The sequence below is a fragment of the Streptomyces sp. NBC_01546 genome (assembly GCF_045208355.1).
Taxonomy (GTDB): domain Bacteria; phylum Actinomycetota; class Actinomycetes; order Streptomycetales; family Streptomycetaceae; genus Streptomyces.
This window is the reverse complement of sequence record NZ_CP109379.1, coordinates 2,293,890-2,307,329: the sequence shown is the minus strand read 5'-3', so window position 1 is coordinate 2,307,329 and position 13,440 is coordinate 2,293,890. Positions and strand designations below refer to the sequence as shown.

Genomic DNA, 13,440 nt, shown 5'->3' with positions numbered 1-13,440 from the left:
CAGTTCGCTGTAACGCTGTCGTAGGAACCCGTGACGCTCGTTTGACGCTCGGACCCATCTCGAACCGCGTTCAGCGGCCTGTTATGGCCTCTGACCTGCTGCTTTATCGGCTCGCTTCATTCTCATCCCTTCCCGATGACGCACCACGTGGAGTGCGTCGCGATTTCTGGAACCGGTCGCGCGCACGAAAAGGCCGCCTCCCGCACCACGGGTTCATCCCGGTGCGGGAGGCGGCTTTCTCTGTTGGTGGCAGCCGGGGAGCTGCTCCGTCGGTCAGGCCGCCGCGTCGTAGCGGGCGGTCAGGGCCTGCCAGGCCGCCAGCAGTTCCGCGGAGCGGTCACCGGCCGCCGGGTCGGGCGTGCGGACGGACAGCCGGGAGCCGGAGGCGACCGAGCAGTGGTAGAGGCCCGCGTCGGGGGCGAACCATTCACGCAGCAGCCAGCCCGGCGGCGGCTTCGGGGGGCCAATGTGGTCGAAGACGAAGACGGGCTCCTCGGGGCGGTACGGGTGGGGCGGGTGGGATGTGGCTGACGGCGCAGCGGGGAGCGGTGCAGTGAGCAGGCCCGGTGCGGTGATCTCCGCGAGGTCGCGGTCGGCGACCTGCCAGCGGGCCATCAGGGCCCGCCAGGCCAGGTAGGCGGGCGCGTCCGCGCGCGGTGCCGGGTCCCGGTCCGTGTCGGGTACGGCGGTGGGCGTGGTAGCCGGGTCCGCGGGCGTTGCGGCGGGCACGGCAGTGGACGCGGCAGCTCGGTCCGCCCCGGCCGCAACCGTGGCGATCTTGTCCAGCAGTCCGGTGGCCCACGCCGCGGCGGCCGGTTCGCCCCGGTGCCGCAGCCACAGCTCAGGTCCGTCCCAGGCGCCGGTCACCTCGGCGCTGGTCCCCTCGTGCCGCAGGACCTGGCCGCGCCGCCCGGCGCGCCATCCCCCGGGCGGGGAGTCCTCGCCCGTCAGTGTGCGGGAGACGGCGCGGGCCAGGTCGGCCGCGCCGAGCCCGGGGACGACGGCATGCAGCCTGAGCAGGACACCGGTGGGTCGGGTCATCGTGTCGGTCCTCAATGCGTCGGTGGCGGTCACAGGGTCAGGACGAAGGGGTCCGGGCTGCTCCGCGCGGTGGGCGCCGGCATCGGCCGGTCTCTCCCGAGCAGCTGGTTCAGAGACATCGGGGGCCGGTCCCGGGTGACCACGGCGACCACGGCCGCCGGGAGCGCGCCACTTGCCGCGAGTGGTTCCGTACGGCCGTACCAGGCGTCCGAAGGCCCGTGGCCGACGATGCCGCGCAGCGACACCGTGTTGCCGGGGCCGAGTGCGAGATCGACGTCCTTCGCACCCCGGGCCAGCCCGAGGCCGGTCGCCTTCACCGCGGCCTCCAACAGGGTCCATGCCGGGAGGAAGACCTCCGGTTCGGCGGTGACCGGCAGTGCGGGGTAGACCGTGGCGAGCGCGTCCAGGGCTGCGGGCATCGGCCGCAGCCATTCGATGTCCACGCCGATCGGGCCGGTGTCGGCCGCCGCGAGGAGCAGCAGCCGTTCCGAGCGCGACCAGCTGATGTGCAGGTGCGGATGGTCCGGCAGATACGGTTTTCCCTCTGGCGTACGAGCGACGCGCAGCTCCGCCGGGGGGACGGCGAGCCGTTCCCCCAGGAGCTCCCGCACCGCCAGCCGGGCCCGCAGGAAGCGGCGGGTGGAGGACGCGCGGGTGAACTCCGCCGCGCGCCTGCTCTCTTCCGGTGTCGCACGGGCCCTGCTGCCCGGGCGCGTGCCGGTGTTCGCGTACCGTGCCGGTGACCAGGCGTGCTCGTCCAGATCCACCAGCCATGCGTCCATGTGTGTTCTCCTCCTTCCGGTGCCGTGGCGGCCGGTGGTGGCCACTACAGGCTGAAGACCTGGGTGGCGCTGAGCGACGGATCCCCGGGCCGTACGTGCAGCTCGCCCCGGTCCGGCAGCATCACCACGGCCGCGACGGTCCGCTCGGCGCGGATGTCGCCCCGGTCCGGTACGCAGATCGGCGGCAGCGACAGCAGCCCGAAGTGTTCCTCGGCGCCCGAGCCCGGGGGCAGCGCGGCGAGTCCGGCACCGGCCGCCTTCAGCCTGCGGACCGAGGAGTTGCGGGCGAAGACGTTGATCTCGTCGCCCGCGACGAAGTCGGGGTGCAGGAAGTGGTTGGCGTGCACGGCCTCCGGGCCCTCCACGACGCGGAGTTCGTCGCCGAGGACTTCGACGTAGACGGCCTGCTCGCGGTCGCACAGGACGAGCGTGCGGGAGCTGGCCAGCGGCAGCCCGCGCAGGATCTCCAGGGCCTCGGTGACACTGCCCGCCGAGTCCAGCAGGTGCCGGATGGCGAGGTACGGCGGCACGCCGGGGCGCCAGTTGCCGCCCAGCACCAGGTTGAGGCCGATCGCGAGGCCGTCGCTGTTGAGGCCGAGGTAACCGAGCAGCCCGCCGAAGCTCAGGACGAGCGAGCGCCGCCCGGGCCGGTCGGACCGCTCCACCTTCAGCACACTCAGATAGTCGTCCAGATCACCGTTGAGGTCGATGGTCTGGGCGAGGACCGGACCGCCCGCACCGGTGCGGGCGTACGTCGTGCAGTCGCCCATGGTGGGCACCTTGCGATAGCCCATGATCTCCCGGCGCAGTTGCAGCAGCCAGGCCTCGTCCTCCCCGATCCCGGCCCCGGCCGCGAGGCCGGAGACCTCGTCGGCCAGGGCGGGGACCGCCGCCGTGACCGCCGCCCGGTAGGCGGCGATCGACGGCAGCAGACCGGCCGGCGAGACGGGCTCCGGCATGACCTTGTTCAGCCGGCAGAGCGAGTCGTCCAGGAAGGTGCGGAGGGGACCGGCGAGGGCCTCACCGTGGGCGCGTCCCACGGCGAACGGGTCGCCCGACGCGTGGATGAGGGGTATCTCCCCGCCCCCGGTCATCGGGCGGCGCTCGGCACCGCGACGTCCTGCGGCTCCTGCGGGGTGACCTTCGGCTTCGTCGCGAGCTCCTCCTCCACTCGGGGCCATTCGGCGCGCAGGACGCTGTAGAAGATGGCGTCGCGGCGGCGGCCGCCCGGCATGAAGTTGAAGCTGCGCAGGGTGCCTTCCTCGACGGCGCCGATGTTGCGCAGACCGCGGCGGGCCTGGATGTTGAGGATGTCCGTCTTGAACTCGACGCGCTCGGCCTCGAGGACGTCGAACGCGTGGCGCAGCAGCAGGTACTTGGCCCAGCGGTTGATGCCCTTGCCGCGGAAGTCGCGGCCCAGCCAGGACCAGCCGATCTCCAGGCGCTTGTCGGCCTCGGCCATGTTGCCGAAGCTCATGCTGCCCGCGACGCGGCCCGAGGCCTTGTCGACGATGACGTAGACCGCGCGGCGGCCGGCCGCGTGGTCGGCCAGGCAGGCGTCGAAGAACGTGGCGTAGTCGGCGTCGTCGGTGACCGCGGAGACGAAGTAGCGCCAGATGTCGGGGTCCATGGCGACGGCGCGCACGGCCTCGCGGTCCGCTTCGGCGACCGGCCGCAGCAGGACGTACTCGTTCTCCAGGACCGCTGCCGCTTTCTGGGACCAGGACATGATTCAGACCGCCTTGTTGTCGGTGTGCCGGGTGAGGGACTCGATGACGCTGCGCAGGGTGAGCATGTCGGCGAGGTCGTGCTCGGTGAAGTTGGCGAGGTCGACGTCGGTCGCGTCGCACACCTCGGTCAGGAAGAGAACCTTGTTGAGGGAGGTCAGGCTGTAGGAGCCGGCCATGTCCGCGTCGAGGTCCAGCTCCTCCGGGGGGACCTCCGGGTCGAGGACGGCGGAGAGGGCCTCGCGGGCCGCGTTCTCGATGGCCGTGCCGATCGCCGTGTCGATGGCGGTGTCAGGGTGCATGAATGCCTGCCTTGCTGTCGTGGAGGCTGGTCCGGTAGGCGGCCAGGATCCGGGGTCGTTTCGGCTTGTACTGCGAGGTGAGCAGGTCGTTGCCGATGCTGAACGGCTCGTCGGCTATGACGACCCGGCTGATCTGCTCGTCCCTGCCGAATGCGGCGTTGGTCAGGGCGAGCTGGGCGAGGACGGCGTCCGGGTCGGCGGGCAGCGCCGCCGGCGAGACGACCGCGACCAGGTCTGTTTGGGTGGGGCAGAACAGGACGCATTCGGCGATGGCCGGACTGGTCCGCATGTGCTCTTCGAGCGGCCTGACGATGACCTTCTTGCCGTTGTCCAGGACGATGACGTCATCGGCCCGGCCCCTGATGAAGAGGAATCCGTCGTCGTCGATGTAGCCGAGGTCGCCGGTTCGCACCGTGCCGTCCGAGTCGAAGACGCGCTCGGAGTCACCCGGTTTGGCGTAGGTGTAGCCGTAGCCGACCGGATGTTCGCTGCGGACGCTGACCACCCCGTCCTCGTCGAGCAGCACCTGCTTGCCCGGCAGTACGCGTCCCACGCTGCCCTCACGGGTCGCGCCCGGATGGTTCTTCGCGACGATGCAGGTCTCGTTGAGCCCGTAGCCCTCGTAGATGGGCAGTCCGGCATCCGTGAAGAAGCGCAGCATCGCCGCGTCAGCCGGTGCGGAACCGGTCCACAGGTAGCGGATGCGGTCGCCGAACAGGTGGCGGGCCGCGTCGGCAGCGGTCGCCGTGCCGCCCGAGCGCCGTACGCGGGACTCGACCTGGCGCTTGGCCGTCTCGTAGAAGGCCGGCACGCCCATGACCACGGTCGGCTTGACCCGGCGCAGTGCCGCGAAGGCCGCCTCGTAGGTGCTGATCGTGACGTCGTGGCCGTGGGCGAGTGCCGAGTAGACCCAGTAGCGCTGTTGGAGCAGCGACAGCGGCAGGAAGACGAACAGGTCGTCACCCGGCACGTGGCCGAAGATCTCCTGCACCGCCGCGAGCGAGCTGTCGATGCTGCCGGCCGTCGCGCCGAGCCCCTTGGGAGTTCCGGTGCTGCCGGAGGTGAACTTGATGGTGGTCACGTCCCGGGGGGCCCACGTCACGGGCGCCGGGGCGGCCGCCTCGTCCGGCCGCACGGCCGGCTCGGAGAGTGCGCGAACCTCGCTCATCGGCATGGACCGGTGGGTGTCCGTGGGCCGGTCCGTGAAGAGCATGGTCAGGCCGTAGCGTCCGGCCAGATCGTCCGCAGGGTCGAACTTGCCGGGCTCGAACCCGGCGGTCTGCGCCTTCAGCCGCAGCGCCGCCAGGTCCAGCAGCACCCACTCCAGGCTGTTCGCGGCCAGGATGCCGATCCGGTCGCCCGGCCCGACACCCCGGTCCCGCAGGTGTCCGGCGAGCCGCCCGGCGCGCTCGTACAGCTCCGGCAGGCCGATGGTCTCCGTACCGTCCAGGCGGGCGAAGGAGATCGTGCCGCCGGACGGAGCGGTGGAGACAATCCGGTTGATCACCGAGGTCATGGTCGTGGTCATCGCGACGTCCCCGCCTGCTGCTCGTCGAGAGCCGCGGCCAGTGCGTGGACGCAGTCCATCTCGGCGAACGCGTCGAGCGGGACGGTGATCCCGAACTGCTTGCGCACGGCGGTCAGGATGCGCGCGGCGGCGATGGAGTCGCCGCCCAGTGAGCCGAGGCTGTCATGGATGCCGACCTGCTTGCCGCGCAGCACCGTCGTCCACATCGAGACGAGGGTCTTCTCGGTCTGCGTGGTGGGCTCACCGCCGCTGCGGTTCTCCTGAGCGGGGGCCGCCGCCGCGACGGCCGCCGTGGCCAGCTTGCTGCGGTCCACCTTGCCGTTCCCGGTGAGCGGCAGCTCCGGGTGCCAGACCACGGCGGTGGGCACCATGTAGTCGGGCAGATCACGGCGCAGCGCGTCGCGCAGCTCGGTGTCGGTGGGGCGGCCTTCGCCGACCGCCACCAGATGGGCCACCAGCCGGGCGCCCTGGGCGCCTGCCTGGCCCGCGACCACGGCCTGGGCGACGCCGGGGACGGCGACCAGGCGCGTCTCGACCTCACCAGCCTCGATGCGGTAGCCGTTGACCTTGATCTGGAAGTCGCTGCGGCCCAGGATCGAGATGTTTCCGTCGGGCAGCATCCGGCCCAGGTCGCCGGTGCGGTACATCCGTTCGCCGCGCACGGCGTCGTGGAAGAACCGCTCGGCGGTGCGCTCTTCGTCGCCCCAGTACCCGCGGGCCAGGCCGGTGCCCGCCGCGCAGATCTCGCCGGTCACCCAGTCCGGAGCGTCCAGGCCGTCCCGGTCGAGGACGTAGGCGCGGTTGTTGGCGTTCGGGCGTCCGTAGGGGATGGACTCGCTGCCGTCCTCCTCCGGACCGACCGGGTGCAGGATGTTCCAGATCGTCGTCTCGGTGGGGCCGCCCAGGGAGACCACGTCGAGGTCGGCCTTGAGCGTGCGCAGCGCGGCCGGCAGGGCCGGCGGGATACGGTCGCCGCTCATCATCACCAGGCGCAGCGCAGGCGGGACCACCGCGTCCGCGACCGCCTGGTCGTGCAGCAGGCCGACTATGGCGGGAACGGAGTTCCACACCGTCACCCCCGCGCTCTCGCACAGGTCCAGCCAGTGCGCCGGGTCCACGGCCTTGTCCCGGTCGGGCATGACCAGGGCCGCACCCGCCGAGAGGGCGCCGAACACGTCCCACACCGACAGGTCGAAGTTGAAGGCGCTGATGGCGAAGAAACGGTCGGCGGGGACGATGCCGAAACGTTCGTGGCAGTCGGCGACGACATTGGCGACGTTGCGGTGGGTGACCATGACGCCCTTGGGCGCGCCGGTGGTGCCGGAGGTGTAGAGCACGTAGGCGAGGTCATCGGGGTCCGAGCCGGGCAGCCGGGCGGGGACCTCGGGCGTGGCGTCGGCCCGGCCGCTGCCGGTGTCCGCGTCGGTGATGTCGAGGCGCATGACCTCCCGCTCGCCACTGGTGTCCTGCCAGCCGGCGTTGGTGAGGACCCGGCGCACCCGGCCGTCGCGCAGCATGTACTCCTGCCGCTCGGCGGGCAGGCCCGCGTCCACGGGCAGGTACGCCGCTCCGGCCAGGACGGTGGCGAGGATGCCGACGATCTGCTCGGGACCGCGGTGCATCACCAGGCCGACGAGCTCGTCCCGGCCGACGCCGCCCTCGCGCAGCCAGCGCGCCGCGGCGGCGGCCCGGTGCAGCAGCTCGCCGTAGCCGACCTCGCGGCGGGAGGTGAGGATCGCGGCCGCGTCCGGGGTCCGCAGGGCCTGCTCCACAAACGTGTTGCCGAGCATGGTCGGCGGCAGCGGGACCTGCGTGTCGTTGGCCTCGCGGCGCCGCTCGAGCTGCGCCTCGGGCAGCAGGCCGAAGGAGGTGCGCTGCCAGGAGCCCGGATCGGTCAGGTCCTCCAGCAGGGTCCGGTAGCCGTGGGTGAAAGCGTCCAGCAGCCCCTCCGGGAACAGCTCGTCGATGCCGTCGAGCTGGACGACGAGTCCGCCGTGCTGCTCCATCGCGAAGGCGTTCAGCCAGACCTGCGGGGTCTGGGAGACGGTGAAGACCTCCGGGCCGAACAGTTCCAGGGCCGAGCCGTCGGCCTCGGTGTTGCCGTGGCCGATCGCGCTGTTGAAGGTGAAGGGCATCCGGGCGCCCGCCACGCCGCCGCGGCGGCGCGCCAGTTCCTGCATGACCTGGCCGCCGGAGAAGTGCCGGTGGTCCAGGTCCTTGCGGAGCCGGGTCTGCAGGACGCGGGCCCGCTCCACGAAGGTGAGGCTCCGGTCCACCTCCGCCTCGACCAGCAGAGTGTCCGAGAAGTTGCCGATGGCCTCGAACACGCGGGGGTGGATGGGCGGGCGGTTGGCGACCGTGGTGTTGATCGTGAACCGGGCTCCGGCGCCCCAGGTGGCCAGGGTCTCCGCGTACGCCGCGAGCAGCACGGCCGACGGGGTCAGGCCGGCGTCGGCGGCCCGTTCCTTGAGCGTTGCCCACGCCTCCCGGCCAAGGCGCACCTGGCGCTGGGAGAACCGGGACGAGGACAGCGCCGCGGGACTGGTGCGCAAGGGCAGGTCGGGGTGCGGGGCGAGCTCGTCGACACGGGCGAGCCAGTAGTCACGCGAGCGGCGGAAGGGGGCCCGGTCCCGCCCGGCCTCCACGGCCGTCACGTAGTCCTCGTACGGCAGCTCCTCCAGGGCGCCGGAGCCGGCCCCCTGGTACTCCCGCCACCAGGCGCGGAAGAACAGGAACATGCTGATCCCGTCCATGACCAGCCCGTCGTGGCTGACGTGCAGCACCATCCGGTCGTCGGCGAGGACCGTCACCTCGACGGCGAGCAGCGGCGCCCGGTCGGCGGGGAGCACCCGGTGCGAACGCTCCTCGCGCAGCTCGCCGCGGATCCGGCTCTGCTCCCCGGGGCTCTTGGACCGCAGGTCGAGGCGGGGGATCCGCAGCCGGGACCAGCTGTTCTCGGTGACCTGCCGGTCGTCGGCGCAGAAGCGCGAACGCAGCGCGCTGTGGGCGTCGATGACGGCCGCCAGCGCCTTCTCCAGCCGGTCCACATCCCAGAAGCCCTCGATCTCGTGGTAGACGTGGCTGGCCACGTCACCGATTTCGAAGATGCCGCTGCGGCCCAGCAGATAGGCGCGCTGCAGGGTGGTGAGCGGGAACCCCGGACCGTTCTTCTCCTCGTCGAGGAGATGGGAGATCAGGTCTTCCTTCACGTCCTTGATCCGCGCGATGAAGTCCGGTTCCATGTTCTCCCGGCCGCCCCGCAAACGCAGGTCGCTGCCGGACAGTTCCAGGAACAGGCCGCGGCTCTCGATCTCACGCAGTACGTCGCGGAAGCTCATCGGGCCTCCGCCCCGACCAGCTCGGTGACGGCGGTGTCCTCGGCGCGCTCCTCCACGAGGGCGGCGAGGGCGGAGACGTCCTCGGCGTCGAGCAGTTCCTCGAGGGTGATGTCCACGTCGAGTGCCTCGAGGATCTGGTACTGCAGCGTGACGGCCTGCAGTGAACTGGTGCCGAGAGCGTTCAGGCCGTGTGCGGCGACCTCTTGGCCGGCGGGCAGCTGCAGCAGGGTCCGTACGAGCTCGCTCAGCCAGTCGCCCAGGCGCAAGCCGGCGGTGGCGCCGGGCGCCGGCCGGCCGGTCGGGACGAAGAAGACGGCGTCGGCCAGGCGGATCTCACTGCCCGGGGCGACGAGTTCGACCGTACGCGGCCACGCGGTGGGCGCGGGCAGCGAGATCGCCTCGGCCACGCGGGCGGCGAAGCGGGGCATGACCGGGGCGGCGACCTGGGCGAGCAGCCGGGCCGCGGCCAGTTCGAGGGCCACGGCGGTACGTGCTTCGCTCTCCCAGCCGGCGGTCTCGGCGAGCAGGCCCTCCTTGCGGGAGAACCGCACGGTGTCGTTGACGATGCCGTCGAGCTCGGCCGCGGCCTCGTTGAGGGAGAAGCCCTCGGAACCGAGGCTGGCGGAGACGGCGTCGAGGCGGTTGCCGAGGCGGCCGAGGAAGGCGGAGTGCTCCGGCGTCCAGGTACCGGCGTCGGGGGCTGCGCCGCCGTAGTGCTTGGCGACCCGGGATCCGAGGTCGTTCAGCCAGGCCTGCCAGGTGCCGATCAGGGTGTCTTCGAGGGTCGCCTCGTACGCGGCACGCTGGAAGTTGGTCCGCTCGGCCTCGGGGCGGGTGCGGGACAGGAAGTAGCGGACGGCGTCGACCGAGTCCGGGCCGAGGATCTCCTTGCCCCAGATGGCGTGCCGGCGGCTGGTGGAGAACTTCTGGCCCTCCAGCAGGTAGAACTCGTTGACGTGGTAGTCGATGTCCGGCGCCCAGTTGGGGAAGGCCAGCTTGTACAGGGCCGGGTAGAGCACCGAGTGGTAGAAGCTGTTGTCGTAGCCGAAGAAGTGGACGACCTTCCAGTCCTGCTCCGGCTCGGCGGCCTTCCAGTTCTCTCCGAGGCGGGCGCCGAGGGCCTGGATACCGTAGAGGAAGCCGTAGGACATCTCGGGCCACACCCAGATGACCTGTCCGTCCAGGTCCTTCTCGGCCGGGGGAACGCCCCAGGAGGAGGGGTGGCTGACCGGGATGTCGAGGCTCGGGCGGCGGAAGAGGCGGTCGGTGAGCTCGCGCAGCCTGGCCGGGACCCGGCCCAGGCGGTGGTGGGCGTCGAGGTCCTCGCGGAACTCGTGCAGCGGCAGCGACCAGCGGGAGACCGGGCCGCGGCGCGGGGCGGCCGGGGAGAGGGCGGAGACCGGGTCGGTCAGGTCGGTGACGACATTGGGCTCGCCGCACTGCTCGCAGATGTTGCCGCCGGCGCCCGAACCGCAGCCGGGGCAGTCGCCCTTGACGTCCACCTCGTAGAGGTACTGGCCGCTCGAGGCGTCGAACAGGGCGTCGGCCTCGGTGACCGTGACCCGGCCCGAGGAGACCGTACGGGAGAAGAAGTCCTGCAGACCGGACCGGTACTCCGGGGCGGTGTCGGTGACCGTGTACTGGTCGAGCGAGATGTCCATCAGCTCGAGCGTCTTGGCTATCTCGGCGCTGTAGTGGGCGGCGGCCTCGGCGGGCTCGACGCCGTCGGCGGCGGCCGCGGCGACCACATAGCTCTGGTAGTCGTCGCTGCCGGTCAGGTGCCAGGCCTTGGTGCCGATCAGCCGCTGGTGGCGGACGTAGACATCGGCGCCGAGGTAGGGACCGGACAGATGGCCGAGGTGCAGGTCGCCGTTGGGGGTGGGCGGTGTGGAGAAGACGAACACCGGGCGATCGCCGAAGTCCTTGCGCTCGGCGCTGAGCGCCGAGGTCAGGGCGCGCCCGGCGTCCCGCCAGTACTGGGTGAGGAAGACCAGGTCGGTGTCCCCGGTGTTCTCCAGGACGTGGGACTCGAACGGCTCGAAGAGGACGACCGTGCCGGGAGCGGCCGGGTGGCGCTCGCCGTCGACGACGAACTCGCCCCGTCCGCTGACGATCACGAAGAACTCGGTCTCGTCGTGCTGGTGGCTGTTGGAGCTGGTGCCGGGAGAGACCCGGCCCCAGCCGGCGCCGACACCCAGACCATGGATATCGCTCATGTCGATGCCGAAGGCCTCGCTGAGCACGGTGTCGTCATAGGTGTTGATGATCACGAAACGTCGTCCTTTCCGGGGGACGGAACGAAGAGCAGATGCGCGGTCTCCGCCGCGATGGCAGGGGCCAGCCGGTACCCGGAGCCACTGGCGGCGCCCGCGAACACCACTCGGCCGTCGGCCGTGAGCGGGCGGACGAGCGGCTCGAAGCCAGGGCCGTACGCGTCGCAGAAGACGCGCCCGGAGACGCAGTGCTCGATCAAGTGGGGTGCGTAGCGGGCCAGGACGGCGAGGGCCGCGTCCCGGTCGGCGGGGGTCAGGCTCGTCGCGACGGTGTCCGGATCGACATCCCATTCCTGGCAGGTGTAGCTGAACAGCCAGTGCCCGCGCTCGTGGTACGGCAGCAGGAAGGCGTCCTCGTCCTGGAAGACCACCGCCCGGTCGCCCACGGAGGGCGGGACCTCGATGTGCAGGGCCACGATCTTCTTCACCCGGGCTCCGAGCGGGGATACGAGATCCTTCCACGCGGGGGCCGCGAGCCAGGGACCAGGCGCCAGGACCACCTGTCCGGCGTGGAGCGTGCCGCCCGTGCTCAGGGAGAGCTCCACCGAGTCGGCGCCGGGTGTCACCGCGGTGACCTCGACCCCCTCGCGGAACTCCACGGTCCGGCGCAGATCGCGTGCCAGCTGCTGGGTGAGGGCCTGGACGTCCGCGTACTGGCAGCCGTCGCCCTCCCAGGCGGCGGTGCCCTCCGGCAGCAGGGCGGTCTTGCCGGCCACTTCCCGGACGGGCCGCAGCCGCGCCTGCGGCAGGTAGGTCTCCTCCAGCCGCGCCTGTGCCGAAGCAGGGGCCACCACCGTCATGTCCAGGCTGTGGATCGGCAGTTCGGGGCGGGCCGCCTTGAGCGCCGCGTAGCGCTCCTGGCTGAGGGCCGCCATCTCGCGGATCCGGGGCGAGGAGCCGCGCGGGAAGTGCAGACCCGCCGAGCGGCGGGTGGCACCGCTGCCGACCGCGTCCCGCTCCAGGACCACCACGCGTGCCTGCGGCTCCCGGGAGAGGAACTCCTGGGCGATGCTGAGGCCGAGGACACCGCCGCCGACCACCGCCACGTCGTACGCCGCCGGGTCCTGCCGCTGCCGCGGCGGGGTCGTCACGCGCTCCATGCGGCGCTCGCCTCGGGGGACTTGGCGGACCACTCGATGAAGGACGCCAGCTGCTCGTCGGTACGGACCCCGCACAGCCTGTCCGCGATGCGCCGGCTGCGCCAGGCGTTCAGGCTGAGGTTGGGGTCGGCCAGGCCGCGCTGCCCGCGCGCGGCGTTCTGGACGAAGATGCTGCGGTCGGCCGGGCCGTCCCAGCGCACCGCGAAGTCCTCGTCGATGCGCAGCTCGTCCCCGTCGCGCTCCAGCCGGTCCGCGATCGGTGCGAGGAAGTCCATCCGGGCCGGCCGGAAGCCGGTTGCCCAGACGACGACGTCGGCGTCGAAGTGCTCGGCGGGGGCGCCGGGTTCGTCGTTGTGCCGGACGGTCAGGTCCCAGCCTCCGACGGGGCTCTCCTCGACCGCGACGACGTCGCGGTTCGGGTGCAGCCCGACGAGGTCGCTGTTGCCCTCCACGAAGCGGTGGACGTAGACGGCCTGGTAGACGTCGCGCAGCGTGGACTCCGAGATGCCGTCGCTGCTGAGGACGTGCTGGGCGTTGAAGGTGGCGCGGGCCTCCGGGCCCAGGCCGTAGAAGTAGTCCGAGTGGGACGGCATGTAGTAGTCGTTGGTGAAGGGTGAGTCGTCGATCGGGAAGTAGTTGCGGCGGCGCGAGATCCAGGAGACGCGGCGCGGCATTTCAGTGCCGGACCGGGAGATCAGGTCCAGGAACGCCTCGGCGCCGGACTGTCCGCCGCCGACCACGACGACTCGTTTGCCGCCCAGGTTCCGGGCCGCCTCGACGTAGTCGTTGACGTGGAACTGGGTGGCACCGAGCGTGCCCTGCGGCGGGACCCAGGGCTGGTTGCCCACGCCGACGACGATGTTGTCGGCCGTCACCGTGCGACGGTCGGTGCGCAGGGTGAAGACCTCGTCGAAGCCGACCTCCTGCACCGTCTCGCCGAAGACGACGTTCGGGTTGCGCCGGGAGGCCCAGGCCAGGTAGTTGCGGAACTCCAGGCGCGGTACGTCGGCGAACTGGGCGTTGAGGAAGTGGTACACCCGGCCCTGGTCGTGCAGGTAGGACAGGAAGGAGAAGGGGCTCTGGGGGTCGGCGAGGCTGACCAGGTCCTTGAACATCGAGACCTGCAGGGTGGCGCCGGGTATCTGCTGGTTGTCGTGCCAGCCGAAGGCTTCCTTCCGGTCGATGAAGAGGTTGTTCACCTCCGGGCGACCGTGGAGCAGTGATGCCAGGCTCAGGTTCGCGGGGCCCACTCCGATGCCGATGCAGCGGTAGTGGTCGGACTCGGGACGGACGTGGTTGGTGTTCATACGGTCCTCTCCTTCGAGGCGTGCCGGTGGCTGACCGGCCGA

The 13,440-nt window shown here is 71.5% G+C and carries 10 protein-coding genes; all 10 read right to left on the bottom strand.

Annotation, left to right across the window (positions count from 1 at the left end; translation table 11 throughout):
* Positions 1 to 273: 273 nt before the first annotated feature.
* The 10 genes from OHA89_RS10480 to OHA89_RS10435 are packed head-to-tail and all read right to left on the bottom strand — an operon-like array spanning position 274 to position 13,398.
* Entirely contained in the window at positions 274 to 1,041 is a 768-nt protein-coding gene (locus OHA89_RS10480) for a hypothetical protein (RefSeq protein WP_406365978.1), read from the bottom strand.
* A 29-nt stretch (positions 1,042 to 1,070) separates the two neighbouring features.
* Positions 1,071 to 1,823, bottom strand: a complete 753-nt coding sequence (locus OHA89_RS10475) for a 4'-phosphopantetheinyl transferase family protein (protein WP_406365976.1) — start codon at positions 1,821 to 1,823, stop codon at positions 1,071 to 1,073.
* A 44-nt stretch (positions 1,824 to 1,867) separates the two neighbouring features.
* Positions 1,868 to 2,917 carry a C45 family autoproteolytic acyltransferase/hydolase gene (locus OHA89_RS10470; protein WP_406365974.1) on the bottom strand — a complete coding sequence of 350 codons (1,050 nt, stop codon included), beginning with the start codon at positions 2,915 to 2,917 and terminating at the stop codon, positions 1,868 to 1,870.
* Positions 2,914 to 3,552 (bottom strand): GNAT family N-acetyltransferase, encoded by a 639-nt coding sequence (locus OHA89_RS10465; RefSeq protein ID WP_257553803.1) that lies wholly within the window; start codon positions 3,550 to 3,552, stop codon positions 2,914 to 2,916. The genes OHA89_RS10470 and OHA89_RS10465 overlap by 4 nt, the downstream gene beginning before the upstream one ends.
* Positions 3,553 to 3,555: 3 nt before the next feature.
* Complete coding sequence (locus OHA89_RS10460) at positions 3,556 to 3,852, bottom strand: acyl carrier protein (protein ID WP_406365973.1); 297 nt, start codon at positions 3,850 to 3,852, stop codon at positions 3,556 to 3,558.
* On the bottom strand, positions 3,842 to 5,380 hold the full coding sequence (locus tag OHA89_RS10455; RefSeq protein ID WP_406365972.1) for an AMP-binding protein: 1,539 nt from the start codon (positions 5,378 to 5,380) through the stop codon (positions 3,842 to 3,844). Before OHA89_RS10455 ends, OHA89_RS10460 begins: the two co-directional genes overlap by 11 nt.
* Positions 5,377 to 8,718: a non-ribosomal peptide synthetase gene (locus tag OHA89_RS10450; RefSeq protein WP_406365971.1), complete on the bottom strand. Its 3,342-nt coding sequence runs from the start codon at positions 8,716 to 8,718 to the stop codon at positions 5,377 to 5,379. Before OHA89_RS10450 ends, OHA89_RS10455 begins: the two co-directional genes overlap by 4 nt.
* Complete coding sequence (locus OHA89_RS10445) at positions 8,715 to 10,988, bottom strand: class I tRNA ligase family protein (RefSeq protein WP_406365969.1); 2,274 nt, start codon at positions 10,986 to 10,988, stop codon at positions 8,715 to 8,717. The genes OHA89_RS10450 and OHA89_RS10445 overlap by 4 nt, the downstream gene beginning before the upstream one ends.
* Positions 10,985 to 12,091: an FAD-binding oxidoreductase gene (locus OHA89_RS10440; RefSeq protein WP_266614446.1), complete on the bottom strand. Its 1,107-nt coding sequence runs from the start codon at positions 12,089 to 12,091 to the stop codon at positions 10,985 to 10,987. Before OHA89_RS10440 ends, OHA89_RS10445 begins: the two co-directional genes overlap by 4 nt.
* On the bottom strand, positions 12,079 to 13,398 hold the full coding sequence (locus tag OHA89_RS10435; RefSeq protein WP_257553797.1) for a lysine N(6)-hydroxylase/L-ornithine N(5)-oxygenase family protein: 1,320 nt from the start codon (positions 13,396 to 13,398) through the stop codon (positions 12,079 to 12,081). Before OHA89_RS10435 ends, OHA89_RS10440 begins: the two co-directional genes overlap by 13 nt.
* Between the last annotated feature and the right edge of the window lie 42 nt (positions 13,399 to 13,440).